This window comes from Enterococcus sp. AZ089, from assembly GCF_050547225.1.
Taxonomy (GTDB): Bacteria; Bacillota; Bacilli; order Lactobacillales; family Enterococcaceae; genus Enterococcus_D; species Enterococcus_D entomosocium.
In genome coordinates, this window is record NZ_CP172954.1 from 1,638,458 (window position 1) to 1,664,437 (window position 25,980).

Annotated in this window: 21 protein-coding genes; 11 read left to right on the top strand and 10 right to left on the bottom strand. The window is 42.3% G+C overall.

Annotated features, from left to right (window positions below):
* Positions 1–107 precede the first annotated feature (107 nt).
* Both IGJ01_RS07620 and IGJ01_RS07625 read left to right on the top strand, forming a co-directional pair.
* A complete protein-coding gene (locus IGJ01_RS07620) occupies positions 108–1,586 on the top strand; it encodes an MDR family MFS transporter (RefSeq protein ID WP_034872230.1) in 1,479 nt (492 codons plus the stop codon).
* Positions 1,583–2,290, top strand: coding sequence for a DUF4811 domain-containing protein (locus IGJ01_RS07625; RefSeq protein ID WP_008381376.1), 708 nt, complete (start codon positions 1,583–1,585; stop codon positions 2,288–2,290). Before IGJ01_RS07620 ends, IGJ01_RS07625 begins: the two co-directional genes overlap by 4 nt.
* Positions 2,291–2,444: 154 nt before the next feature.
* On the opposite strand, the gene IGJ01_RS07630 is transcribed toward IGJ01_RS07625, so the two are convergent.
* Genes IGJ01_RS07630 through IGJ01_RS07640 form a run of 3 tightly spaced genes read right to left on the bottom strand, consistent with a single transcriptional unit; the run spans position 2,445 to position 5,813 of the window.
* Positions 2,445–3,599, bottom strand: a complete 1,155-nt coding sequence (locus IGJ01_RS07630) for a pyridoxal phosphate-dependent aminotransferase (RefSeq protein ID WP_008381374.1) — start codon at positions 3,597–3,599, stop codon at positions 2,445–2,447.
* A 17-nt stretch (positions 3,600–3,616) separates the two neighbouring features.
* A complete protein-coding gene (locus tag IGJ01_RS07635) occupies positions 3,617–4,339 on the bottom strand; it encodes an amino acid ABC transporter ATP-binding protein (RefSeq protein ID WP_005230134.1) in 723 nt (240 codons plus the stop codon).
* A complete protein-coding gene (locus tag IGJ01_RS07640; protein WP_005236308.1) occupies positions 4,332–5,813 on the bottom strand; it encodes an ABC transporter permease subunit in 1,482 nt (493 codons plus the stop codon). Before IGJ01_RS07640 ends, IGJ01_RS07635 begins: the two co-directional genes overlap by 8 nt.
* A gap of 393 nt (positions 5,814–6,206) precedes the next feature.
* Here IGJ01_RS07640 and IGJ01_RS07645 point away from each other — a divergent pair, with 393 nt between their 5' ends.
* The 5 genes from IGJ01_RS07645 (at position 6,207) to IGJ01_RS07665 (ending at position 11,165) form a co-directional block, all read left to right on the top strand.
* A complete protein-coding gene (locus IGJ01_RS07645) occupies positions 6,207–6,869 on the top strand; it encodes a 2,3-bisphosphoglycerate-dependent phosphoglycerate mutase (RefSeq protein ID WP_008381373.1) in 663 nt (220 codons plus the stop codon).
* A gap of 103 nt (positions 6,870–6,972) precedes the next feature.
* The gene (locus tag IGJ01_RS07650) at positions 6,973–7,239 is read left to right on the top strand and encodes an ACT domain-containing protein (protein WP_005236306.1); all 267 of its coding nucleotides are present in this window, start codon (positions 6,973–6,975) and stop codon (positions 7,237–7,239) included.
* Positions 7,240–7,247: 8 nt separating this feature from the next.
* On the top strand, positions 7,248–8,597 hold the full coding sequence (locus IGJ01_RS07655) for a PFL family protein (RefSeq protein ID WP_008381372.1): 1,350 nt from the start codon (positions 7,248–7,250) through the stop codon (positions 8,595–8,597).
* A 140-nt stretch (positions 8,598–8,737) separates the two neighbouring features.
* Entirely contained in the window at positions 8,738–10,330 is a 1,593-nt protein-coding gene (locus IGJ01_RS07660; protein ID WP_005236304.1) for a TPM domain-containing protein, read from the top strand.
* A 217-nt stretch (positions 10,331–10,547) separates the two neighbouring features.
* Entirely contained in the window at positions 10,548–11,165 is a 618-nt protein-coding gene (locus IGJ01_RS07665; protein ID WP_016613374.1) for an HAD-IA family hydrolase, read from the top strand.
* 72 nt (positions 11,166–11,237) lie between these two features.
* On the opposite strand, the gene IGJ01_RS07670 is transcribed toward IGJ01_RS07665, so the two are convergent.
* Both IGJ01_RS07670 and IGJ01_RS07675 read right to left on the bottom strand, forming a co-directional pair.
* Positions 11,238–12,680 carry a sensor histidine kinase gene (locus IGJ01_RS07670; RefSeq protein ID WP_086317345.1) on the bottom strand — a complete coding sequence of 481 codons (1,443 nt, stop codon included), beginning with the start codon at positions 12,678–12,680 and terminating at the stop codon, positions 11,238–11,240.
* Positions 12,670–13,338, bottom strand: coding sequence for a response regulator transcription factor (locus tag IGJ01_RS07675; protein ID WP_005236299.1), 669 nt, complete (start codon positions 13,336–13,338; stop codon positions 12,670–12,672). The genes IGJ01_RS07670 and IGJ01_RS07675 overlap by 11 nt, the downstream gene beginning before the upstream one ends.
* Positions 13,339–13,508: 170 nt before the next feature.
* Between IGJ01_RS07675 and IGJ01_RS07680 the strand changes: the two genes are divergently transcribed.
* Positions 13,509–15,308, top strand: coding sequence for a penicillin-binding transpeptidase domain-containing protein (locus IGJ01_RS07680; protein ID WP_144330386.1), 1,800 nt, complete (start codon positions 13,509–13,511; stop codon positions 15,306–15,308).
* Positions 15,309–15,504: 196 nt separating this feature from the next.
* Complete coding sequence (locus tag IGJ01_RS07685; protein ID WP_087664190.1) at positions 15,505–16,545, top strand: CAP domain-containing protein; 1,041 nt, start codon at positions 15,505–15,507, stop codon at positions 16,543–16,545.
* A gap of 118 nt (positions 16,546–16,663) precedes the next feature.
* Here IGJ01_RS07685 and IGJ01_RS07690 read toward each other — a convergent pair whose 3' ends face one another.
* Complete coding sequence (locus IGJ01_RS07690) at positions 16,664–17,689, bottom strand: AraC family transcriptional regulator (RefSeq protein WP_155115770.1); 1,026 nt, start codon at positions 17,687–17,689, stop codon at positions 16,664–16,666.
* Positions 17,690–17,856: 167 nt separating this feature from the next.
* On the opposite strand from IGJ01_RS07690, the gene IGJ01_RS07695 reads away from it, so the two are divergent.
* Both IGJ01_RS07695 and IGJ01_RS07700 read left to right on the top strand, forming a co-directional pair.
* Complete coding sequence (locus IGJ01_RS07695; protein WP_430601590.1) at positions 17,857–19,146, top strand: PTS sugar transporter subunit IIC; 1,290 nt, start codon at positions 17,857–17,859, stop codon at positions 19,144–19,146.
* A 19-nt stretch (positions 19,147–19,165) separates the two neighbouring features.
* Entirely contained in the window at positions 19,166–21,757 is a 2,592-nt protein-coding gene (locus IGJ01_RS07700) for a family 78 glycoside hydrolase catalytic domain (RefSeq protein WP_430601591.1), read from the top strand.
* Between the two features lie 124 nt (positions 21,758–21,881).
* On the opposite strand, the gene IGJ01_RS07705 is transcribed toward IGJ01_RS07700, so the two are convergent.
* The 4 genes from IGJ01_RS07705 to IGJ01_RS07720 form a co-directional block, all read right to left on the bottom strand.
* Complete coding sequence (locus IGJ01_RS07705) at positions 21,882–22,256, bottom strand: hypothetical protein (RefSeq protein ID WP_430601592.1); 375 nt, start codon at positions 22,254–22,256, stop codon at positions 21,882–21,884.
* A gap of 54 nt (positions 22,257–22,310) precedes the next feature.
* A complete protein-coding gene (locus IGJ01_RS07710; RefSeq protein ID WP_005236285.1) occupies positions 22,311–22,475 on the bottom strand; it encodes a hypothetical protein in 165 nt (54 codons plus the stop codon).
* A 446-nt stretch (positions 22,476–22,921) separates the two neighbouring features.
* Positions 22,922–25,201, bottom strand: coding sequence for an ABC transporter permease (locus tag IGJ01_RS07715; protein ID WP_005236281.1), 2,280 nt, complete (start codon positions 25,199–25,201; stop codon positions 22,922–22,924).
* Position 25,202: 1 nt separating this feature from the next.
* Positions 25,203–25,895: an ABC transporter ATP-binding protein gene (locus IGJ01_RS07720; RefSeq protein ID WP_142424611.1), complete on the bottom strand. Its 693-nt coding sequence runs from the start codon at positions 25,893–25,895 to the stop codon at positions 25,203–25,205.
* Between the last annotated feature and the right edge of the window lie 85 nt (positions 25,896–25,980).

Sequence of the window (25,980 nt, forward strand, 5' to 3'; positions counted from 1 at the left end):
AACATTGTAACTTGTTTTACTTTTATGTCAAGTAGGTTGACAAATGTTAGGGAAAGATTTAAAGTAAAGAAGGTTTTATGAAAAATATACTGAAAAGAGTGTGAAATATGTCAACGAGTCGTCCTTTAGATATCTACGGCAAACCTTACAATCGTTCCTTACTGGTTATGGTTTTGCTGATCGGTACGTTTTGTACTGTTTTGAACCAGACATTGTTAACAACGGCTTTTCCAACCTTGATGGATGCCTTTGACATCTCTGCATCTGATGTCCAATGGCTAACCACCGGTTTCTTGCTGGTCAATGGGATCATGATCCCGATCACCGCATGGCTGATCAACAAGTTCAGCTCAAGAAATCTTTACTTAACCGCAATGAGCATCTTCCTGGCTGGAACGATCGCTTGCTTTGCTGCACCGAACTTTTCTACATTATTGATTGGCCGCTTAGTGCAAGCTGCTGGTGTAGGGATCTCCATGCCGCTTTTGCAAAATATCATGTTGTCGATCTTCCCACCAGAAAAACGCGGTTCAGCCATGGGTATGTCCGGAATCGTTATCGGGTTGGCACCAGCCTTAGGCCCAACGTTATCTGGTTGGATCATTGATCATTATGACTGGCGTTATTTGTTCGGAATGGTCATTCCGATCGTCGTTTTAGTCTTAGTCTTAGCGCTCTTTCTAATGAAGAGTGTGATTGAATTGTCGCATCCGAAAATCGATCTGTTCTCAGCGATTTTATCAACGCTTGGTTTTGGTACATTGCTCTATGGCTTTTCAAGCGTCGGTGACAAAGGGTGGGGCAGTATTGAAGTAATCGGTTTTCTTGCAGCCGGTGTCTTTTTCATTGCTTTCTTTGCATGGCGTCAATTGCACATTGAGCATCCGTTCTTAGAGTTGCGCGTGTTCAAGTCAACGACATTTACCTTGGCATCGATCCTTTCAGGGGTCACGAATATGGCGATGATCGGTGCTGAAATGGTTCTCCCATTGTATATCCAAAACATTCGTGGTGAATCAGCGTTCCATTCAGGATTGATGTTATTACCAGGTGCGCTGATCATGGGGATCATGATGCCGATTACTGGTGCGATCTTTGATAAGTATGGTGCAAAACGTTTAGCCATCACCGGGATGTTTATCTTGACCGCCGCAACCTTACCATTTGCTTTCCTAACAAAAGATACACCGATTTTGCATATCATTATTCTTTATGGGATTCGGATGTTCGGGATCTCAATGGTGATGATGCCAGTAACGACTTCAGGAATGAATGCCTTGCCTGGAAACTTGATCAGTCACGGTACCGCAGTAAACAATACCTTCCGTCAAGTAGCCAGCTCGATTGGTACAGCTATCTTGATCAGTGTCTTAACAAACGTGACTAAAGGCAATTTGCCAAGTGATTCTTTGTTGGATAAAACGCCTTTGGCCTACAAAGACCAAGCAATCGAAGCGACTTTATCCGGCTACCATGCCGCCTTTTATGTGGCAGCGGTGTTTAGTTTCTTAGGTTTCTTGATCGCCTTCTCCTTAAAGAAAAAAGAACCACGATTGACGGTTCTTGAAGGAGGTGCGGACAAATGATCTTGCTTTTGATCGTTCTTAGCGTGTTAGGATTTGCGGTATTGAATGTCTTTGCCAAAAACAAGCGGCAAACAGGTTTATCATTGGTCTTAGGTCTAGTCTTCGTAGCTAGTGTCGTCGCATTGATGGCCAATTTGACTTACCATTTTGGAATGGAAAAAGAAACGACTGCTAAAACAACAGCACTGGTTTCTAGTGCCGATAACGAGAATTTTGATTTGCTATTGTATCAGCCATTAGGAGATGGTACGGAAAAAATCTACCTGTATAAAACGGATGCTGATCAAGAGGAACCAAAACAAACCGGTACTGATAAAGTGACCAATGTCGTGGAAACAGGGGCTGATTCAGCTCAATTAGAAACAAAAACGACGCGCTGGGTTTATAAAAGTGACCTATCACGCTTCTTGTTCGGAATCGCTGATAACGATGGCCAATATGTCAGCCGTACCAATACGTTCTCATTACCAGATTCATGGGAAGTCTTGAGTGTGGATCAAGCAAAAAAACTGGCTTCTTTAGCGAAAGAACAAGCGGACACCATGAAAACACAAGGACAAGCGTATGTCCAAGAAAAAATGCAAGCTGCATTAATGGCTGATCCAACTATGGACGAGGCAGCCCAAAAAGCAAAAATCGCTGAATTGACAGAAGCTTATCAAAAAGAAGCGATGGCAAAACTGCTTGAAGAAGCAAAAAAGTAAAAACGAGTAGATAGTCATGGGACAGAAGAATCAAATCGGATTCTTCTGTCCCTTTTTCTACATGAAACTTGTGACTTAGCGAAACAGCTGCTAAATGTTGGTCGTGTCCATCAACAATAAAAATCCCACACACTAGTAGTGAGTGGGATTTTCTTTATTCAAATGAGCACGCGGCAATCCGGTCGAAAGCTTCTTTTAACAAGTCCAACGATTGGGTGGCAGCTAAGCGAACATAGCCATCGCCGGTCGTTTCTCCAAAGGCTTTCCCAGGGATCATCAGCACACTGGTTTCTTTTAATAATTTCTCTACAAAGCTGACAGAGTCCAACCCTGTTTGTTCAATGTTGATGAAGGCATACATGCTTCCTTTGACAGGGGATAAGGAAAGGAATGGGATCTCAGCAACCCGTTGTTCAATGTAAGTCAGTCGTTCCTTAAAGACAGCAACCACTTGCGGCACGAGGGTATCATAGTGATTCAATGCGTAAATACCTGCCCGTTGTGAAGGGGTTGGTGCCGAATAGGCGATCGCCTCATTGATCAGTTTTGCCGTAAGATTGATCGATTCAGGTGCGATCATGTAGCCGATCCGCCAGCCAGTCATGGCAAAGGCTTTTGAGAAACTGCTGAATGTGATGGTGTTCTCAGGTGCGAAGGCTGCCATCGGTACAAAGGTATCATCAAAGCAAAAGGCTTCATAGACTTCATCCGAGAGGACCAGCAAGTCATGGTCAATGGCAACTGCTGCGATTTTTTCAAAAGTTTCTGGAGAAAAAACAGCACCGGTAGGATTGTTTGGTGAATTGATGATGATCGCCCGAGTTTTCTCAGTGATGGCGGATTTTAAGACCTCGACATCGATTTGAAAGCCATCTTTTTCAAAGGTCGGGATAAAGACCGGCACACCACCGACTAGTTCGACTTGTTGTTTATAAGGTGAAAAGTATGGTTCATGAATAATCACTTCATCACCAGGATCAATGATGGCAGCCAAAGCTAAGTACATGCCATGCAATGCACCGACAGTTCCTCGTACTTGGCTAGGAGAAAAAGTAAGCTGGTATTGCTTTTGATAAAAATCAACGACAGTTTGGATAAAATCAGCACTACCGTCTGAAGCGGTGTATTTTGTATGACCCGCTTTGACGTCAGCAAAAGCTGCTTCAATGATCGTCGCATCTGTAATCAAATCAGGATCACCAATCGACAAATCAATCAAATTTGGGGTTTTCTTCGCAAGAGTGGCGATCTCCATTAAAAGATTTTCTTCTGGTTGTAAAAAACGTTCTGCAATCAACGGACGGTTCATTTTGTCATCTCCAATTTCTATAAAACTTTGCTTAAAAAATCCTGTGTCCGCGCATTTTGCGGATGCTCAAAGATTTGTTCGGGTGTTCCTTGTTCTTGAATGATACCGTCAGCCATAAAGATGACACGATCGGCAACTTCTTTAGCGAAGCCCATTTCGTGGGTAACGACCACCATCGTCATGCCTTTTTCTGCTAAAGCTTGCATGACCGTCAACACTTCTCCGACCATTTCTGGGTCCAAAGCCGATGTTGGTTCGTCAAAGAGCATTACATCAGGATCCATTGCCAACGCTCTAGCAATAGCGACCCGTTGCTGCTGCCCGCCAGAAAGGCTAGAGGGGTAACTATCCGCTTTTTCAGCTAAGCCAACTTGCTCCAGCAATCCTTTCGCTGTCTCTTCGGCAGCGGCTTGCTCTTGCTGTTTGACTTTGATCGGGCTGATAGTCAGATTTTCTAACACCGTTTTATGAGGGAATAGATTGAAGCTTTGAAAAACCATTCCCATTTTTTGACGAATCTGATCGATTTTCACACCTTTTGCCAATAAATCATTGCCTTCGAAGGTGATTTTCCCGCCGGTCGGCTGTTCAAGAAGGTTCAAGCAGCGTAAGAAAGTACTTTTTCCACTTCCTGATGGTCCGATGATCACAACGACTTCACCAGGTGTCACTTCAAGATCGATTTCTTTTAAGACGGTATTCTCGCCAAATGTTTTCACTAATTTTTCAACTTTAATCACTAGTTTTCATTCTCCTTTCAGCAACACCCAAGAGACGTGAGAGGGCGAAGGTCAATACAAAGTAGATCAATGATACGATAACGTATGGTAAAAACGGTTTGAAGCTGGCCCCTTGAACGACGCCTGTTTGGAAAATCAGTTCAGACACACCGATCACCGATACGACCGAAGACTCTTTAATGACCGTGACAAATTCATTTCCTAGAGCAGGCAAGATGTTTTTGATGGCTTGCGGGAAAATGATGAAGCGCATCGCTTGGATCTGATTCATTCCTAATGAACGAGCGGCTTCCAGCTGTCCTTTGTTGACGGCATTGATCCCGGCACGAATGATTTCTGCCACATAGGCGGCACTGTTTAGTGCTAAGGCAATACAGCCGGCAGCTAATTTCGAAAGCTCTAAGCCTAACACGCCTGTTCCAAAGTATACAATAAATATTTGTACTAACAAAGGTGTTCCTCGAACATATTCAATATAGACAGCGGCAATGACTTTCAGTGCTTTTGATTTAGAAAGCTTCATAAAGGCTAACAAACTGCCACCGATAGAGCCGAATAATACCCCAACCAAGGCTAGGAAGATGGTATAGCCAGTTCCGGTGATATAAAAAGGCAGATATTTTTCCCAAAAGCTTTGCTCTTCATCGATCGTGCCATCTTCGGTAAACATCAATCGATAGGCATCTTCTTTGTATTGGCTTAAAAGATCATTACTAATGATGGTTTCAATGGAGGAGTTGAGTTTTTCCAGTAAAACTGGCGCTTCTTTCGAGATGGCGATGGCGGTCTCCTTCACACCGTTTTCAAACGTGACATTTTCGGCTAATGCCAATGTATCATTCGCCGTCACATATGCTTCGGCAACGGGACCTTCCATCACGATCGCATCGATCTTGCGTGATTTTAGATTGGTGATCAAATCAGGCACCCTTTGCAAAGAGGTGACAGTCGCGCCAGTCAATTCTGTATTTGCCAGCTCTTCTTGGGTGGTTTGTCGTTGTGCACCGACAGCCACACCATCAAAATCAGCCGTCGATTGGAAACGATCCGCGTCTTCCGCTCGAACCAGAACAGTTTGTTGGACTTCCATATAGGTGTCAGTGAAATTGACTTCTTTGCGGCGCTCATCCGTAGCAGCCATCCCAGAGATGACGACATCAATTTTGCCTGTTTTTAACGCCCCTAACAACGCATCAAATCCAAGTTCCTCGATTTTCAGATCGACCCCTAAGTCATCTGCAATCTTTTGGGCAATGGAAATATCGATTCCCACGATTTCATTTTTTCCGTCAACATTGGCACGGAATTCATAAGGTGCATAATCGGCAGATAAACCCACGACTAATACACCATTTTCTTTGACTTTTTCATAGATTGGATCAGTTTCTTCTGCATGTGCTTGTCCGACAAAGAAAAACGGCAGCAATGCTGTGATGATCCCTAATAAAACAGTACCCTTACTAAACCTTTTCATGTAAACGCCCCTTTAACTTTTTCTGCGCATCTATTAAAAATGCAAATAATAACTAATAAATGTATAAAAATACATATAAGTGATAGAAACTATCATAGCATAACATCAGTTGAAGTCAATAAGTCAGAGAAAAAAAGTCAAAAAATGTTGTAGAGCGTAAAACCATTTATTCAATTTTTTTGCAATCCAACCAAGAGCAATGTGAAGAAGGCACAGCGTCTTTTTTCTAAACATATATATTCGATCTTTCACTTTGAAAAAAACCGATAATAAAGAAATGTGACCACACTGAATGAACAAATGGAAAATGGTCTCAGAAGAAGCCAAAAAAAACGAAACATAAGACATTTTTTTGATTTCTTGCGATAATAAAAGTGAAGAGGAGGCGGTAGGATGAAGGTCGTATTGATTCGACACGGAGAAAGTGAAGCAAATTTCGAAAATTATTGGACAGGATGGCTGGATGTTTCGCTGACCGAGAAAGGCCGGCAACAAGCATGGGTAGCAGGGGAACAGATCAAAGCAATGGGGATTACTTTTGATTTTGCCTTTGCATCTGTGCTTCAACGAACGATCATCACGTGTGATGCCGTTTTGGAAGCTAGCAATCAGCTTTGGGTCCCTGTACACAAAACATGGCGCTTAAACGAGCGTCATTATGGGCAACTGGTTGGGGTCAATAAAGATGTGATGGTGGCACAATATGGAAAAGAACAGGTGCAAAAATGGCGTCGAGGATATGATGAACCGCCTTTATATGTGGAGGAAAATGATTTCGATCGACGCTACGATTCTTTGGATCCTCGCTTGATTCCTAAGGGAGAAAATCTGGGAATGGTCGTGGCCCGAGTGGTTCCATTTTGGCAAGATCAGGTGGTTCCGTTACTTAAAGATCATAAGAATATTCTCATTACTGGTCATGGGAACAGTTTGCGGGCGTTAGTCAAATACTTGGAGGACGTGCCCAAAGATGACATGGATACGATCGATATTCCTAACGCACAGCCGATCATTTATGAGTTTGATAGCCAAGCAAACTTGATTGAACGGGCGTAATAACGAACATTTAAAGAATAAACCACATTTTCGTTTGATGTTACATCGAAAATGTGGTTTTGTTGTGCTATAATAAGAAAAATTTAATGAAAGGCGGGAGAATATGAAAGCCGTATTAACCGTTATTGGAAAAGACAAGGTTGGGATCATCGCCGGTGTCAGCCAGAAATTAGCAGAATTAGAAATCAATATTTTAGATGTGTCCCAAACGATCATGGAAGATTACTTCACGATGATGATGCTTTTAAACATGGATGCCAATCAGGATTTTGACGGTGTTCGTGAGGAGCTTCACCAAATAGGTCAGGCATTAGGTGTGAAAATCAGCATTCAAAATCAAGAGATTTTTGATACCATGCATAAATTATAGGAGGCACTATGGAGACAAATCAAATACTTGAAACCATTCGCATGGTGGAAGAAGAAAACTTAGATATTCGTACGATCACGATGGGGATTTCATTATTGGATTGTATCGACGCCGATATTGATCGTACCTGTGAGAAAATTTTTCAAAAAATTACAACAAAAGCGAAAGATCTTGTCAAAGTCGGCGAAGAGATCGAAAGTGAATATGGCATTCCGATTATTAACAAGCGGATTTCGGTTACCCCTGTAGCGATCGTAGTGGCAGCTTGCCAGCCGACACCCGCAGACTGTATCAAAGTTGCGAAGACCTTGGATCGAGCGGCGCAAGAAGTCGGAGTAAATTTCATCGGCGGCTATAGCGCACTAGTAGAAAAAGGCTATCAAGGCGGCGACCTTGCATTGATCGAATCGATTCCAGAAGCCTTGGCTCAAACCAATTTTGTCTGTTCGTCGGTCAATATTGGATCAACGAAAGCTGGGATCAACATGGATGCAGTACGTCTGATGGGAGAAACAGTCAAGAAGACGGCTGAGGCATCAGATATGGGCTGTGCGAAGCTCGTCGTCTTTGCGAATGCAGTGGAAGACAATCCCTTTATGGCGGGGGCTTTTCATGGGGTCGGTGAAGCTGATGTGGAAATCAACGTCGGTGTCAGCGGACCTGGTGTCGTCAAACGTGCCTTGGAAAAAGTCAAAGGCGAGTCCTTTGATGTCGTGGCGGAAACAGTCAAAAAAACAGCTTTCAAGATCACGCGGATGGGGCAATTGGTCGGGCGCGTGGCTTCAGAGCGCTTGGGCGTTCCATTCGGGATCGTCGATCTTTCGCTGGCGCCAACTCCTGCAGTCGGCGATAGTGTGGCATTGATTTTAGAAGAAATGGGCTTAGAATCTGTCGGTACCCACGGAACGACAGCTGCTTTGGCATTGTTAAATGATGCAGTCAAAAAAGGCGGCGTAATGGCCTGCAACCATGTTGGTGGTCTGTCGGGTGCTTTTATCCCCGTTTCTGAAGATGCAGGAATGATCAAAGCAGTAGAAGCTGGTTTATTGAATTTAGAAAAACTTGAAGCCATGACGGCGATCTGCTCTGTCGGCTTAGATATGATTGCGATTCCGGGAGATACTTCGGCTGAGACGATCGCCGCAATGATCGCGGATGAAGCAGCGATCGGTGTCATCAACCACAAGACGACAGCTGTCCGAATCATTCCAGCGAAAGGCAAAGAAATCGGCGATCGCATCGAGTTTGGTGGGTTATTAGGGACAGCGCCAGTGATGAAAACCAATCCTGCGAAGTCTACTGATTTCATTTTGCGTGGCGGCCGTATTCCCGCACCGATCCATTCATTTAAAAACTAGCTCGTGTTCATTTTGTAAGAAAATATGATAAAGTGACCTTTAAAAGACTAATCAGAATGCTGTCTTTTAAAGGTTTTTTGGTCCTGTTACTATTTTTTTCATTCCTAAGGCGGATGTTTTTTTGTTTGGAATCGAATACAATGAAAGATAACACGATAAAAAGGGGTGGTAAAATGAAGAAAATCTTCCAACTTGGGATGTTGGTTTTTGTTGGTTTGATGGGATTTTTTGTCCTTCAACCATCAATTGCCTTTGGACAGACATTTGTTCGCGATGATGCCGGGGTCCTTTCACAAGAGACGATCGAACAGATCGATGCCTTGAATAAAGAGGGGTTCCAATCATTGACTGGCGCGCCAGAATATGCTGTGATCACGATCCCTTCCTTAGATGGGCAATCGATTGAAGAGCGTAATTTGGAACTGTTCAATGAATATGGTTTAGGAAATCCAGAGGACAATAATGGACTATTGTTTCTCTTTGCCATTGATGATCGTGAATTTCGTCTGGGTTATGGCGATGGACTATCCTATGTCTTCAGTGAGCTATCGGAAGATGATTTAGTGGATGAAGATGCCAAAGACGCATTACGAGATGAAGATTATGATACAGCGATATTGGCAGCTTCTAATGAAGTCTATCAGCGAATGAAAGAAGCGGATGAAACGATTGGATTAGGGACGATTTATCAAGATGGCAATCAAATGTTAGCAGAAAAACAGGCACAAGAAGCAGAAGCCACTAAGCAAATGTGGTTCACTATTGGAAAAATCGTCAGTGGTGTCGTAGCGGCAGCAGCTGCAGGCCTTGTCGGGTTCATCAGTTTTCGCCATCTTAAAACCAAACGGCGATTTGAAGAGCACCTGCCGTTGCCGAAACATCTGTTAGAAGATAGTCACTTCCAACAGAAAGATTTCTTGAAATGGGCTAGCAATAGAAAGAACTATCAGCGTTACCATCAGTATCAGACAGCAAAAGATTGTCAACAAGCATTTACGCAGTATGTGACTAGTACTTACGTGCCAGCGAAATTGAGTTCGATCACCGGATTGTCGACTGCGGATAAACGAGTTATCCAACATGCCTTGACGAATCCAGCAATTGGCTCTTATTTTTCAAACTTGCTGATGAAGAAAAAAACCACGGTCAAACATTTCGGTCAGGTGATCCTTACACAACATGACACCTTAAAAACCTATGAAGCCCAATTAGGCAGGGAAGTGTCTGAACGGATGGCAGACTATGATTTATCTGATGCGGTGTTACCTGAGAATTTGCCTTTAGCAGATGCGTATCGAGCAGAAATAGCTAAGCAAGCCAAAGAAGAGATCAGAAGACGCAATGAGCAGGGGCGTTATTTAGCGCAACTTGTGACGGAAAAAGCGACCTATGCTGAGATGGTACAAGCCATTCCGAAAGAAGTTTCTAATGTTCTAGCGGAAGTGAAAACAGATGCCTTGTTCCAAGTTGACTTGAAACAGGTTTATCAAAATCACCCAGATTTAGCAAACAAATTATCCTCATTTGATGCTTCTGATCGAGCAGCAGTTTTAAATAATGCTCGCCAAGAGTATGACCCGCATGGGATGAATATGGCGTTGTTCTTTGTGATGATGAATAATCACGTGTCCCATCAAGAACAAGTCATTGCCGATACACAAAGTTCTTCGAATGATTTTGGCGGTTTTAGCGGAGGAAGTAGCAGCGGTGGCGGTGTTTCTGGTAGCTGGTAATTTTTTCGTAAGGAGGAACGTTCATTGTTCTGCAATACATTCGCTTGCATGTAGGTTTGTGCAAGCGGAAGGATTGTATAGTCAATGGCGTTTTTTCTTGTGGAGGAAATCCCTTGATAAATAAGACAAACCAAACAAAGTGTGGTAAACTTTTTAGAGTTACAGAAAATGAATGGAACTTTCATTCATTTGAAAAAGGGAGAAAACGAGGGATATCATGTACCAATCTTACATATGGGATTTTGACGGAACACTTTACGACAGCTACCCAATCATGTTAAAAGCTTTTATTAAGACATTGAAGGAGTATGGCTTCGATCCAGATCCAGCGGAGATTTATTATATATTGAAAGATTCATCTTCCAAAAAAGTTGCTGAAAAATACAACTTAGATTTTCAAGAGTTCACTAAAGCATTCAAAGCAAATGAAGCGCTGGATGATCGTTTGCCGCTTTCCTTTGTAGGAACCAAAGAAACATTAGAAGCCGTGGTTGCTGCTGGTGGCAAGAACTACATTTTGACCCACCGCGATGTCGTTTCAACAAAAGAGCTGTTAGAAAAAGAACAGATGGCAGACCTGATCGTTGAGATCGTAGGACCGGAAAACAACTTTCCCCGTAAACCTGATCCAACTTCATTGATTTATCTTGTCGAAAAATATCATTTAGACAAAGATCAGACCGTCATGATCGGCGATCGTACGATGGATGTTTTTGCAGGACAAGGAGCAGGTGTCAAGACGATATTTTATGATATAGAAGGTCTCTTAAAAGATGTATCCGCCGACCATACCGTCCAATCCATGGCTGAAATACAAGAAATCATTAAGTCTTGAGAAATCAAGGCTTTTTTTGTGCAAAGAAAGTAAGACATTCATTACTTATGATGAACGGTATAAACGTGGTTCTCATTGGTCTTCTAGTCTCGGCACAACAAACCAAAAAGAAGTCACGCCATTTTTCGACTCAGCGCCATAATCGAAGGCGTGAGAAGTCAAAATGGTTTTCACGATCGCTAAGCCGATGCCGGTTCCTTCTTTATGTCCTGCTTGATGTTGGACGCGTTGGTATCTTTCCCAAATGAGTTCGAGTTGTTCTGGAGGGATATCTTTTCCGGGATTGATGACAGCAACTTTTGTTCTTGTAGATGTATTCGTTAATTTGATCAAAAGACGCTCGTTTTTAGGTGTATGGTTGATGCCATTGTTTATTAAATTACGCAAAACCTGTTCCATTTTGATGCGATCAAAAAGAGCAATTCCATTCTTACTATCTGCTTCAAAATCGACAGTGATGTCATATTGATTGGCGATCCCTCTTGCGTAGGCAACGACGGAGGAAACCACCTCGTATGTATTCCAGATTTCATTTTTAAGTTGTGTGTAGCCTGCTTGCATGATAGAGAAATCCATGATGTCATCAACCATGGCACTCATACGGTGGGCTTCGCTGATAATTAGTTCCATATGTTCTTTTCGAAGGCGTTCGTCACTACCAGAAACATCACGTACCATCTCCCCATAACCCGTGATCAACGCGAGGGGGGATCGTAGTTCATGTGAAACATTGGCAATCACTTCTTTTCGCAACACGTCTACTCGCTGAAGTTCTGTGCTTAAGTCCGCAACAGATTCAGAAAGTGTACCTAATTCATCGCCACGGTTTAGTTTGGGTACGGAATAAAGCTCTCCGTTGGTTAAGCGGATGATGGCTTCTTTGATGGTTTTGATCGGGCGAATAAAATGCTGTGCTAAAAAAAAGGAGATCGTTGATGCAAAAATTGTTAATATGATGGTGAATAGAAAGAGTTGCTGTCGATTCATGCTTTGAAGCGCTTCGATTTGAGTGATCGTATTGGAGAGCAAAAGGGCAGCTGGGCGTTGGAAAAGAGTCGTAGGAACGCCAATAAGAATGGCAGAAGACTTTTCAAAGTCTTCTACAGCACTAAGGCTCTCACCGTTAAGGACAGTGGGTGCATGAGATAACAACCAGCTGTATTCGTTGCTCAACCCATCTATGTTTAATTGTTGTCCATTGTTAAATGCCGCCAGAATTTCGCCATACTCGTCGACTAAAAAAAGAGTCCCAACGATCGTTTTACTGAGGAAAAGCAATGGATCTTCTGGTAAATCATCTGGATCTACTGCCATTTCTTCAACAGCGGCAGCTGTTTCTTGAACTGTTTCTAAAAGTGATTCTTTTGTTACATTGATATAATTTGGTTCAAAGAGCAAAATTTGAACAGTCCATAAAAAAGCAATGCCAATGACGACCAGCAGCATATTGGCGGACCAAAGCCGCACGAGTAATTTACTTTTGATGTAAGTAAAACCTAACCGACTAGTCTTCATAATCAAATTTATACCCAACGCCCCAAACCGTTTGGATCAACTCTCGGTAATCCCCTAGACGCTCTCGCAAGGACTTGATGTGTGTATCCACTGTTCTGGTATCACCGAAATAATCGAAGCCCCAGACACCTTCTAAAATTGATTCTCGGCTCAAAGCAATATGATTATTTTTTGTCAAATAGACCAGCAGATCGAATTCTTTTGGCGTAAGCGGCAGAGGATTCCCTTTGATCGTTACAGTATGAGAAAAAACATTGACTTCGAGATCGCCATAAACGATCTTTTCGAACTGAAATTGACTACTTCGTTTCAACACAGCTTTGATGCGAGCCATCAGCTCTTTAGGGCTAAATGGCTTGGCGATGTAATCATCGGCACCAAGATTGAAGCCAAAGAGTTTGTCATACTCTTCCTTTCGAGCGGTAATCATGATGACTGGCGTGTTACAGCTACCTCTGATTTCCGAAAGCGTCTGAAAGCCATCTTTTCCCGGCATCATGACATCTAGGAGAATCAAATCGAATGAATGATTGGTTAATTTTTCCAAAGTTTCTTTTCCATCTGATGCTTCAAAACATAGATACCCTTCGATCTCCGCATAAGTTTTCACTAGGGCACGCATATGAGTGTCATCATCGACAATTAATATTTTTTGCAATTTTATTCACATCCTTAAAAATAATTTATATTTTTTAAAGTATATCACAGCATAATCGCTGAATTAATAAGAAAATGACTCTTTGAAAAATAATTGTTCTTTCCCTCACAAGATCATCACAAATACCCAATACTATAGAGGTATATTCGATCGAAAGGGGCGCTTTGGCGATGTATGACTATCATATAGTCAAAAAGAAGAAAGCGAAGAAAAATCGTAAGCTAGTCGGTCATTGGTTATACATAATCAGTCTTGCGCTTTTTATGGGGTTTTCTGCACGTTTGATTTACATTGTTCAAGTCGGCGTGATTGCTGGCGTCTCTTTGTCTGAAAGAATAGAAAGTTTGTATTATAGTTCACGATCCATCGAAACAAGTCGAGGGGCGATTTTTGATCGGCAGGGGACAGTGATCGCACAAGATATTCTTTCCTATACTGTTCGAGCGGTTCTTTCTGAAGATTACATTGACAATGGCCGACCCATGTATTTAGACAGAGCGCGCTTTGAGGAGACCGCAACGATTCTTTCGGAGTATTTACCTATTTCTAACGAGCAAGTTTTGTCTATCTTGACAGACGGTGCGAATCAAATAGACCCGCCTGTCTTTCAAGTGGAATTTGGCAATGTTGGCAGTGGTCTAAGTGTGACCACTCGAAATCAAATCGAAGCGGCGTTTGATGCAGCTGGAATCAATGGTATCTATTTCGATGCTCGTTCAAGTCGCAGCTATCCGAATGGCATCTTTTCTTCACATTTGATAGGGACAACGTCAGATGATGATGAAATTCGAGTCGGAGTTTCTGGATTAGAATATGTACTGAACGACTTTTTGAAGAATCAAAATGGGCGAGAGTCTTTTCAAGTCAATGCTTCAGGGAATCCTGTTCCTGCAACCAATCAAATGGTAGAAGAAGGCGTAGATGGGAACGATGTTTGGACGACATTAGATGCTCATCTGCAGTTATTCACTGAATCAGTGATGGATGAGGTTATGGAACAAACACGACCAGAGAATCTGACGGCTTTATTAATGGATGCGAAAACTGGAGAGATTTTAACGATGGCTCAAAGACCTAGTTTTCATCCAGAGACCCAAGAAGGAATTGCGGATGAGCACTTTATTTGGCGTAATCTTTTTACGGAAGAGATGTATGAACCAGGTTCGACCTTGAAGCTGGCAACCGTTGCGGCAGCGATTGATGAAGGTGTTTTTGATCCGACGGAACGCTACAATCCTGTGAGTATGCAGATTGAAGATCGAGTCATCAACGACCACGACTCAGGAGCAAATGGTGAGTTGACGATGCGGCAAGCGTTAGCTTGGTCAAGCAACACTGGGATGGTTCGACTTCAGCAACGGATCGGTTTTGATGCATGGGCGCAGTATTTAACTGATTTTGGACTAGGGAAAGTTACAGGAAGTGAGCTTCCCGGTGAGGTGCCTGGTATCTTACCTTCAAGAAATCGGGTGGATTATGCCATGAGTTCTTATGGCCATGCGATTGGGGTCAATCAGATGCAGATGATGCAGTTATTTAGCGCATTTGCCAATGGTGGCGAGATGATTCGTCCGCAATTGATTCGGCAAGTGGGAGAAGAGACCCAAGTTTTTCCAGAAGTCGTTTCTCAGCCTATTTCACAAACAGCGGCTGATGCTGTATTGGAATACATGACCGATGTAGTGACGGATGAACGCTATGGCACCGCTTATGATGTATACCAACTGACGAACCATGAGATTTCTGTCAAAACTGGGACTGCTCAGATCGCCAATGAGAATGGTCAAGGTTACATGACAGGAGAGTTTGATTATATTTATTCGGCGGTCTCGATCTATCCAACGGATGATCCACAGTTTATTCTTTACCTCACTATCAAGCGACCAGAGGAATACGATCGTCATACCTTAGCTAAAATTGCCAATCCATTGATGGAGCGTTCGATGGCGCTGCAAAGTTTTCGTGAGTAAAAAAGTTTCTTAACAGGAGCTTAAAAAGACATAGACCATCTAAGAAGTTTCATGCTGCAGCTGGTCAATATTCCACAGGAATGATAGTCTTTAGAAAAGGCAGGACGGTTTATCAGCGATCCAATCTAGGGATGAATGAGTGGATAAACGATCGCGCTACAGCTAACACATAATGATTCATTGACGGAGGTGTCATATGAAAAAAATAAAATTCTTAATCAAAAGCATTTTTCTCATCGGGCTTCTTTATTTTGTAAGCCAGATGATTACATGGCAAGACGGGCGCTTGGCATTTTGGGATGCTCGACTCAACGAGATCACTCAATCTCTCTCGTCCCAATTTTCTCCTTCACAAGACACTTCAGCCAGGCCATCGGCAGAAACACCTGCCCAGACATATTTATATAATGAATCACGACAAGTGATCGAAGAAACCTTTGGAGAAGCGATCAATGAATCAGCGAATCGATATGGACTGAACTGGACTTCCTATCACGATGATTTTCGTAACTTCATGATGGTGATGTACGATGAACATGATATTGCGCAAGGGATCTATACGAATCAAGACACGATTCTTATCGATGACACGCTAGGTATCGGGTCTTCAAAAGCCAGCGTTCGTAATCAGATGGGTACGCGCCAAGAAAGTCTACAACGAGGATCAAGACGGTATCGCATCGATTCCGATGCCGACTATGATCTGTTCCTACAAGACGATCAATTGATTACTTTTTTCTATGATGTTCATGCCGAAGATACAGTGACTGCGATTCAAATCATCAATCGCTCGTTAGAAACACGCCATGCGAATGATTTTCGCCAAAATCAAGCCGCCATTTTAAGCGGCTTACGAACACAGTTATTTGAATTAACGAATGCCACCCGAGTGAAATTTGGTTTGTCGCCCCTTGGATTCAGTGAAGCAACCAGTGAGACTGCCGTGAAGCATAGCCAAGACATGGCAGAACATCGATATTTTGACCATATTGGGTTAGATGGATCGACTCCATTTGATCGGATGCAAGAAGACGGGATCAGCTTCACTGCTGCAGGGGAGAATTTGGCATTTGGCCAAGCCAGCAGTATTTACGCCCATCAAGGTTTAATGAATTCAGAGGGACATCGGGCAACGATTCTAAACGATGAGTATCAATTTCTCGGGATCGGTATTGCGATCGATACCAGCGAACAGCCATATTATACAACGTTGTATCACCGAGGATCGGCGTCGTAAATTCCTGAATTGCTTGAAACTGATTAGTTAAAAAACACTGCTCATTTGAGATTGCTGCGTTAGCAGCATCAAGTGAGTAGTGTTTTTTTGTCGATAAAATGGTGTGCAGCAGTATTGTTTAGTTTTGACGGTAGGCATGAGGAGAGCACTGATACTTCTTTTGAAACAGCTTATAGAAGAATGAGACATTTTTATAGCCGACTTGGTGTGCGATTTGTTCCACAGGCAGAGAAGAGCTTCTCAACAATAAACTGGCTTGATTGAGTTTTAATTCTTGAAGGATCGTCACAAAGGATCGACCAAGCTGCTGACTGATACGGCGACTCAAATAGCTCGGGTTGTAGCCAAATGCCTCCGCAACCGAAGCTAGTGTGCAAGTAGCGAAATGTTTCTCCAGATAGTCCAACACTTCTCCGAGGTACAGTTGGTCACTTTTTTGCGACTCGATCCGTTGTTTTTCCTGGAAGTTACGAACGAGTTCGGAAAAAATAATGATCATATAGGAATGGATGACCTCATGAGAACCGAAGGAGGGATTGAAGAACTGGGCCAAGACCCCAAAAATCGCATCAATCAAATAGTCGTTGTTACTCGTTTCAAACACTAGGTATTGATTGTGCTTTTGGCTTTCAGATAACGCATTGATGGCAAAATCGGCGATCATGCTATTGGATGCCAACCGACTGAGCATCTGGGTGGAAAAGTACTCTTTGCTGATTAAAAAGTTAATAACAATGTCGTCTTGATTTGTTTCGATAATTTGGTGGATCACCCCTGTATCTAGTAAGCAAAAGTCACCTGCTTTTAGGATCACTTTTCTCTCATTGATCATAATCGTGACTGTTCCAGAAAAAACATAATTCATTTCGATAAAATCATGCTGATGTAGTGGCGTAGAAGAAAAGCGTGCATGTTTTAAAATCAAGAGCTGGCTTGTCTTAAGAAATCCGCTATCTTGCGGCCGTTTCCGTATGAGACGAGAAAGGTGTTTTTCGAATGTATATTGGTAGATTGGCTCATTTTTTTCAGTGTAGACTTTCTTAAAATCCTCATAATTGTATGGAAGAGATTGCGTCTTTTTAAGGGCTATTTCTTCGGTAGTCGTCAATTGTTGTAACTGCTGCAGAATGTTCTGTTTATCCATCGCTTTCTCCTTAGGTAAAAAATAGTCAATGAAATAGTAGAGTATCGTCATTGAAGACAGGTAGAGATAGTATATAATACTTGTATGATAGCGTTATCAATTATCATAATCCGGATGATAATAATAGTCAATAGTACCAGCAAATTCGAAAGAAATGGGGAATCACCATGAACCACGACAAACCATCATTAGGGGATAAGATCCAAAGTACCCTTGGTCCATTTGCAAGTAAAGTTAATGGGAATATTTATATTACTTCAGTTAGGGATGCAATGTTAGCTTACATGCCATTCACCTTTATTGCGTCGATCTTTTTAATTATTGCTTTTTTTCCGATCCAACAAGTGACCGATTTTATTACTATGGTGTTGCGAACAGAAGATGCTAGTGTCTGGCAAGAGAAATTGCTCTATGTCAACAATGCCACACTCGCAATCGGTGGTTTGCTAGTTGTCATTTCCCTCGCAAAATCACTTGCAGAAAAACTTGAAACAAATGTTTTACAATGTGTCTTAACTGCTTTTGTTTCCTTTTTACTATTAACACCGTTGGATGCAATGGAAGCAGGGACCTTTTTAGATATCACCCGTGTTAGTGCCCAATCAATGTTTTTAGCGATCATTGTCGGTATTTTTAGTACTGTTCTGTATAAAAAGATTGAAGGTAAAGGAATCAAAATCAAAATGCCTGCAGCAGTTCCACCAGCTGTTTCTGGACCATTCGAATCGGTGATTCCATCTTTTCTTGTCATCACGACGATTTGGGTCATCCGGCTCATCATCGAAGCCTTATTTAATAGTGATGCCATGACGTTGATCAATGGGACCCTCGGGATTCCATTAACTATGTTAGGTGGCTCCCTAGCAGGAATGGTCGTTGTGAAAATTTTCGAGCAATTCCTGTGGTTTTTTGGCCTTCATGGAACCTCGATCATTCAAGCAGTGATGGACCCAATCCATCAAGTCCTTGAAGACCAAAATCGTGTGGCATCAGTGGCGGGAGAGATTCCAACGAATATTATCAGTATGAGTTTTCGGAATCATTTTGCTTCGATTGGCGTCGTTGGTGCGATCATTGCTATTTTGATCGTAGCAAAAAGTAAACAGTACAAAGAGGTTGGAAAAATTGCTAGTGTTCCTTATATTTTCAATATCGGTGAACCAGCGTTGTTCGGGATACCGTTGATGCTGAATTTCAGTTTTATCATTCCTTTTGTTTTTGCAAATGCCGTCACAACGATCGTCGCTTACTTTGCTTTTTATTTCGGGCTAGTCCCGATCCCAACTGGGCTTGCGCAAATTCCGTGGACGACTCCGCCGATCATTAGCGGCTATTTTGTCACTGGTAGTATCATGGGCGCATTGTTACAAATCGTCTTGATCGTGATCGCAACGATGATTTGGTTGCCATTTATCAAAGTTGCTGATAAGCAGATCTGTGTTGAAGAAGCACAATAACCCACGAAAGGAGCAGCTTATGAAAGAAACGATAACCATCAACGGAATGACAAAGCCATTAACAGTGGATTTAAATGATCCGATCCTTATTGAATGGCCGATGACCAATCACCAAGGCTACCGATTGCAAATTTTCAATGAACAGCAGCAAGCAGTGTATGACGTTTCCAACATAGCCGCTTCTGAGAATAAAATGGCGGTCCACTTGCCACAGCATCCGCAGCGAAAAAAATATCAAGTCAAATTGACCGCCGGAGCAGGAAACGATGTCACCAGTTACAGTAGTGTGTTTTTCACGATAGCAAAGCGTGAGAAACCTAAAGAAACCATGGGCAAGTGGATCACTCGCTTAGATGATCCCATTAAAAAAGAACGATTTTACTTTTCAGAAGAGAAAAATAGCTGCTTGTCTCGCTCTTTCACACTGGAAAAGTGTCCTTCCTATGCAGTGATTGATTGCTGCGGGCTTGGTTTTTATCGCTTGTCAGTTAATGGAAAAACGGTATCAGATGTTTATTTAAACAGTGATGTAACGAACTATGATCGAGTCGTCTACTATGATACTTATGAGTTAACTGATTTTTTACAGGAGGGAGACAATCGGATCGAAGTTGAACTTGCGAATGGCTGGTACAACCCTGCTCCGATTGAGATTTTAGGTCGGTATAACATCCGCAAACAACTAGCGATCGGCAAACCCTGTTTCTGGGGGGAGCTTCAGTTAAATGATGGAGGAGAGAATCGTTACATTTACTCAGACAATCAGTGGCAAAGTAGTTTTGGGCCTTATTTGCAAAACAATCTTTATATAGGAGAAATCGTTACCGATGTACCTGATCCTCGTCCAGAAGGAAAAACGGTACAAATTGCTGGACCCGCGGGACGTTTTAAGCCAAGCTTTATTCCAAAAATCAAGCGCACACAATCGATCGTTCCCCAAAAAATGACCGAAACTGCAGCGGGACTGCTCATTGACTTCGGTCAAATCATCAGCGGTCAATTTGCTTGTACTCTTGAGGAAGATTTCATTGGTCAGATCAGAATCAGCTATGCAGAAACATTAGACGAGCAAGGCAACCCTGATTATACGTCTACGATCAGTGGAACTTATGGCGTCTACGATCCCTATGAAGGGAAGCAGCCAGATGATCCTATCGTTCAACGAGACATCATTGAGAAAACGGCAGCGAAGACGTTCGTTTTTGAAAACCGCTACACGTATCATTCCTTTCGCTATGCGTTGATCGAGAGGAAACCTGCTGACAACCTTCAAGCGATTGTAGGAGCAATCAAAGCCTATCGCTTGCATACGGATGTGAAATCGTTGGTGACACTTGAAACCTCCGATCCTTTCTTGGATCAGTTATGGGCGGTTGGACAAGCCACGCGGTTGAACAACATCCACTCTTATTTTGAGGACTGCACTCGTGAGCGCTTTGGTTATGGTGGGGACATCGTTGCGTTACTACCAACGCAGATGGCAGATCTGGCGATTGAGCCGTTGTTGGAAAAAGTGTTGTGGGATTTTGCCAACGACCAACGATCGGATGGTGCAATGACTGCAACTGCGCCATTTGTAGGAATCATGACAAATGGTCCATCAAATGGTGGTGGTGCGTTAGGGTGGCAATTGGTAGTTTCAGAGCTTGCTTTGGCCTTGGTGAAGACCTATGGAAAACAAGCAGCGGTTGCCAAGCTGCGTCCACAGTTGGAAAGGCATCTCAACTATTTACTCGCTTTTGATTTTGATTATATCGCCCAGTGCTGTCTCGGCGATTGGGGAGCAATTGATGAAACTCAGCAAAACGGGGTTATTACTTCGCCAGATCAGTCCTTTTGCTCTGCCTGCATGTATCTGCTTTTACTACAGCGTTACCAAGAATTGATCGACTTGAGGATCATTGGTAAAGAGGACTATTGTCAGCGAGTGACAGCAGCGATCCAGTACACGACACTGCAAATCAAACAGAAGTTTTCTAAAGAAAATGAGCAATACGGTGCGGGCACCTTGTCTAGCATGATCTTTGCAATGAAGACAGGACTCAGTGAGAAAAAACGAATATTGCCAAAACTAGTACAACGGATCAAGCAGCAAGAGGGTATTTTCTCTTTCGGCATCTTCGGGATGGCATGGAGTTATCAGTTGCTGGCTGAAGCTGGCTATAATGATATTATTTTTGATTGGTTAACGAGGAAATCTGCGCCTAGTTATGCAGCAATGCTGGCAAGCGGAAATGGCACTTTGATGGAACATTTTCCAACGCCGCAACATTCAGCCACTTACGAGGGTTCGTTGAATCATGCCATGTTTGCTTCTTATGGGTATTGGTTTGTCCGTCATTTATTAGGCATTCAGGTGACAAGCGCTGGGATACTGATACAACCAGCATTCGATGTACCTATAGCCCATGTCAAAGGCTCCTTACAAAGTACGTTTGGATTAGTAGCTTTAAGCTGGGAAAAGACTGATCGTACCGTTCGCTTAACGGTGGAGTTGCCACGAACATGTGGCTATGAAATCAGTCAGATGAAAGGTTTTAGAATAGTCAGTGAGAAAATAGAGGATGAGGGGGGGCATCAGCGGATCTGCTGTTTGTTTGAAAAAGAATAGACAACTAAAAGCAACCAGACAATCTTTATGAAAGTTTGTCTGGTTGTTTTATACACTTTTTTTAATCAAAAGTGACGTTGATTGTGACGATCTCACTGGTTGTACCTAGTCTTAGAAGCGGTCCCTAGGTACCAACACCAGAAGAGACGATGATTTGTTCACCGGATGCTGCTTGTAAGTGACCATAATCGATCTCGTAAAAAGCCTTGGTCACTAAATTAAAAGGGAATAGCTGTCCATGATGTGTATGTCTAGATAAGATGAGATCCACATCTTGATAGTCAGACAGAGGCGAAAGTTGATGATCCGTGAGGATCCCAGGATAGGAAGTCATCTCTGGTGCGACTAAAGCTGACAAGTCTGCTCTTAGCATCGTTCCTTGATAACCAATAGGTGAAAGATCTTTGCGACCAATAAGATAGAAGGCTTCGTCGAGCAAAATTGCTTCATCAGAGAGTATTTCGATTCCTGCTTCCTGGATAAACGATAGCATTTGCAAGAAAGTGGCTCCAGCATCATGATTCCCCAAAGTCAAGCAATTGCCATAAGTTGATCATAATTGTTGAAGTGATTCGATGAGTTGATTTGGGTTTGAAATTGCCTGAAGATTGCCATCGGAAAAGTCACCAACAACTAATACGATATCGGGATGAAGCTGGTTGATTCGAGCAACTCTTTCTTGACCATTCACATATCCTAAGTGTAAATCGCTAAACATCACGATCTTTAGTGATTCTAGAGGACTTTTTTGTCAATCTTTACTTCATACGTCGTATGGACAATACGATTTGCTGACACAATCCCATAAATCAAGTAGCTTATGATTAAAACGATCGACCCTATACCAATCAGCAGCTTTCCTTTTTCAGAAATGTTGATCGTTCCTATATTCCCAGATATCCGAATGAGACTGTCAATGACGAAAAAAATTAGTGATGAGTCACAAATTAGTCCGAGCCAGTACATACCGAAAGTACCAAAGAGACCCCAATTCACTTTTTCGATTAAAAAAGCAGCAATCGTGGTCAATGAACAGAGAAGAAAAAAGAGATGCAGAAAACTGAAGTGCTATAAATACCGATACCTCCAAAAAAACTTTAAATAGGTTAGAAAGACGGTGTAATCGTAGAAACCAATCATAGATGTGCCTCCTTTTGCAGAGAATCAATCAACATTTTTCAATGCAGAAACCAAGTCTAGTTTTTTAAGCCGTTGGCTGACAAGAAATGTTGTACTTAACGAACTAAGCCAAACAATCATAGAGGCGATTGCGACATTAATCCAGGTGAAGTGGGCGGTGTATTCAATCGTAATGGTTGAAAAGGTGCTTACATACTGTGAAAGGAACCAACTTCCTGCAGGAATTCCAATCAGCCAGCCAACCATCGTTGTTGCAGCATTTTCAATCATGGTGATTCGGCGAAGTTCTTTTTTTCTAAAGCCAAGGACGCTTAATGTCGTATAGTCACGAGTTCGTTCAACAAAATTTAGCGTCCCTAAATTGTATAGGACAACGATGACTAACAAAACTGCAAAAGCAATGATCATTGTAAAGATCCCTCCTAGACTATCAACAAATTCATACGCATTGTCCATTTGATCTTGTCGCGCAATCGTTGATGTGATTGCAGGATTGCCGGACAATGCTTCAGCAGTTTCCTCGTCTACTAAAAGCGTCTGAGGCAGAAAAGTCCCACCAGCTTCCAGCCAAGTTTTTTTTAACAAATAAGCACCTTGGTTCGTTTCACTAGTTATGATCCCAGATACTTCAAAGCGAAATGAGCTTTCATGAAATGCAGGAAAGACTTCTATTTGATCGCCTTTTTGAATGCCCGCTCTGTTAGCAAAACCTTCTGTTAGATAAATACCGCCAGGAGTGATCAACTCATTGTCAGTTGTTTTCATATGAACAAAATCCCCTTGATCAATGATCATCAGTAAGCGATTGTAGCCGTCATCAGGTGCAAAACGGGTAGGCAAAATTTGCACCTCTTGTCCAAAGGATTCTTCCAAAAATGCTGAATCACTAGTATTTATTCGTTGATGATAAGTAAAATCCTCTGTATAAGCTTTGTTAACTAAGTGGTTGATGGATTGGGGCATGCCTAGTCCGGCTGTGATCAGCATCATACCACCAGCAACTCCGATGATCCCCATTAAAACTCTCATTTTGTTAGAAGCAGCATCGCGAAACCCCCATTTGGCTTCATAACTTAACGGGTTCCAGAAGAACGAAAGCTTTTCTAGTAACAAATGGGCACTCTTGCCTTTTGTATTCCCTCTAAGGAAGTCCGCTGGCAGGCCAGTACATGCTTGATCAGAAGCAAAATAAGCAGAAGCCATACAAATGATTAACACGAGCAGACAAACGATTAATGAAAGGGAATTGTAGGAAACTGTCCAGTGTGGGAGAGATAGAATATTCTTTTGCGTTTCTAAAACAAAATGCGAAAGCAAGGGCGCTGCTGCCAAGCCAGCGGCGATGCCAAAGCTGCCGATGATCAAGCCGAAGCTAGTGAAATGAAACCCGATTGTTCTATTTGAAAACCCCAACGCTTGAAGGACTGCGATTTCTTTTGTTTGGGTATCAATCAACCGTTTGATCGTTGTATACATTGCAAGAATTGCTAGTAAGATAAACAAGAACGAAAACATAAAGGATAGATTTCGAATTTGAGTGACGCGGCCCAAGGCTTCAGAAACTTCCGTCAAGGTTGCTTGATCATAGTACGCAATATGGCGTTCCCCCATAATCGATTCAATTTCGGTTCTTAAGCGAGAGTTAGTCCCAGAGACTTCGACGACGTTAGGTAAAACGGATGTCTCCAGCATCATTTCTAAAGTCGCTTCTGATAAAATCCCGTAGCCATAGCGTTTCGGGTCGGGGGCAATATACTCTTGTGTACCAGTGAAGAAAAGCTTATCAGTTGTTAAAATCATCCCTGCTATGGTCAATTCAATTTCGCGACCGTCAACCATAATCCTCAGTGATTGATTTAAGGTAAGATCATTCGCCTGTGCGTAGTCGTGATTGATCCAAACAAAGCCAGGGGATTCATGGAATGTAGTACCTTGAACGAAATAAGGCTCTGCGATAGGTTTTCCAAGTGGTGCACTAAGAGTCAAAGTGCGTTCTGATGATGAGGAAGGCGCTTGATTAGTCAAATCAGAAACTGTAAATTCGTACTGAGAGAATGTCTTTTCTATCCCATCTAGTGCTTGGATTGATTGGATATCGTTTTCAGTAAAGCCAGTACCATAAACCCAAGCATCTGCCAGACCATTTGCATCAATAAAGTTGTCCAGGCTTTTTTCCAAACCGCCCCAAACACCTTGTAACCCAACAAATACAAGGACACTTAGAAACGCCATTAAGAAGACGGAGAAGAATTGCGTCCAATTTCTTTTAAGATCTCTAACCAGTTTTATAGACAGAAATTTCATATCAAGACTCCTTTGTTTTTACCTTCAGAGGCTTATTTTGTTCAATCGACTTGATTTTTCCGTCATGCAAATGAATAATTTTATCCGCATATTGAGCGAACTCTGCATTATGTGTGACCATCACCACAGCAGTATCCACATTCACCGCAGCTTTTTTTAATAAAAATAATATTTTTTTCCCTGTATGTGAATCTAAAGCGCCAGTTGGTTCGTCGCAAAGTAAGAGTTTTGGGGCTTTTGCCAAAGCACGTGCAATCGATACTCGCTGCATTTCTCCGCCAGATAATTGGTTAGGGAAGTTATTTTTTCTATGGGATAACCCTACAGATTCAAGGTAGTGAGAGGCTGGTTCATTATTTGTACTCAGTTGTTGTGCAATGCCGACATTTTCTAAAGCGGTTAAGCTAGGAATCAAGTTGTAGAACTGGAAGACAAAACCGACGACGTCACGCCGATAATCTGAAAGCTGTTCATCAGAAAGATGAGAGATTTCTTTTTCTCCCATGCGAAACTCTCCTTGGCTTGGACGATCCATACCGCCTAATAGGTTTAAAAGAGTGCTTTTTCCTGAGCCTGATGGCCCTAAAATGATGGTGAATTCACCCTTATTGATCGTGAGGCTCACATCATTTAATGCAATGATTTTACGATTATTTTCACCATAAAATTTATTGATATGTTTCAATTCGATCATTTTGATCCTCCTAAAGTTTTCTTGTATGTACTGTTATCTTAATAAAGCAAAAACAAAAAAACATCCGTATTATCCGAATGTTTTT

Excerpts from the sequence above, each read along its gene's own strand:
- IGJ01_RS07625 (WP_008381376.1), top strand. The coding sequence starts at position 1,583 with ATGATCTTGCTTTTGATCGTTCTTAGCGTGTTAGGATTTGCGGTATTG.
- IGJ01_RS07695 (WP_430601590.1), top strand. The coding sequence starts at position 17,857 with ATGAACCACGACAAACCATCATTAGGGGATAAGATCCAAAGTACCCTT.
- IGJ01_RS07640 (WP_005236308.1), bottom strand. The coding sequence starts at position 5,813 with ATGAAAAGGTTTAGTAAGGGTACTGTTTTATTAGGGATCATCACAGCA.
- IGJ01_RS07710 (WP_005236285.1), bottom strand. The coding sequence starts at position 22,475 with ATGTTTAGCGATTTACACTTAGGATATGTGAATGGTCAAGAAAGAGTT.
- IGJ01_RS07655 (WP_008381372.1), top strand. The coding sequence starts at position 7,248 with ATGGAGACAAATCAAATACTTGAAACCATTCGCATGGTGGAAGAAGAA.
- IGJ01_RS07700 (WP_430601591.1), top strand. The coding sequence starts at position 19,166 with ATGAAAGAAACGATAACCATCAACGGAATGACAAAGCCATTAACAGTG.
- IGJ01_RS07685 (WP_087664190.1), top strand. The coding sequence starts at position 15,505 with ATGAAAAAAATAAAATTCTTAATCAAAAGCATTTTTCTCATCGGGCTT.
- IGJ01_RS07720 (WP_142424611.1), bottom strand. The coding sequence starts at position 25,895 with ATGATCGAATTGAAACATATCAATAAATTTTATGGTGAAAATAATCGT.
- IGJ01_RS07670 (WP_086317345.1), bottom strand. The coding sequence starts at position 12,680 with ATGAAGACTAGTCGGTTAGGTTTTACTTACATCAAAAGTAAATTACTC.
- IGJ01_RS07715 (WP_005236281.1), bottom strand. The coding sequence starts at position 25,201 with ATGAAATTTCTGTCTATAAAACTGGTTAGAGATCTTAAAAGAAATTGG.
- IGJ01_RS07645 (WP_008381373.1), top strand. The coding sequence starts at position 6,207 with ATGAAGGTCGTATTGATTCGACACGGAGAAAGTGAAGCAAATTTCGAA.
- IGJ01_RS07680 (WP_144330386.1), top strand. The coding sequence starts at position 13,509 with ATGTATGACTATCATATAGTCAAAAAGAAGAAAGCGAAGAAAAATCGT.
- IGJ01_RS07650 (WP_005236306.1), top strand. The coding sequence starts at position 6,973 with ATGAAAGCCGTATTAACCGTTATTGGAAAAGACAAGGTTGGGATCATC.
- IGJ01_RS07690 (WP_155115770.1), bottom strand. The coding sequence starts at position 17,689 with ATGGATAAACAGAACATTCTGCAGCAGTTACAACAATTGACGACTACC.
- IGJ01_RS07660 (WP_005236304.1), top strand. The coding sequence starts at position 8,738 with ATGAAAGATAACACGATAAAAAGGGGTGGTAAAATGAAGAAAATCTTC.
- IGJ01_RS07620 (WP_034872230.1), top strand. The coding sequence starts at position 108 with ATGTCAACGAGTCGTCCTTTAGATATCTACGGCAAACCTTACAATCGT.
- IGJ01_RS07665 (WP_016613374.1), top strand. The coding sequence starts at position 10,548 with ATGTACCAATCTTACATATGGGATTTTGACGGAACACTTTACGACAGC.
- IGJ01_RS07630 (WP_008381374.1), bottom strand. The coding sequence starts at position 3,599 with ATGAACCGTCCGTTGATTGCAGAACGTTTTTTACAACCAGAAGAAAAT.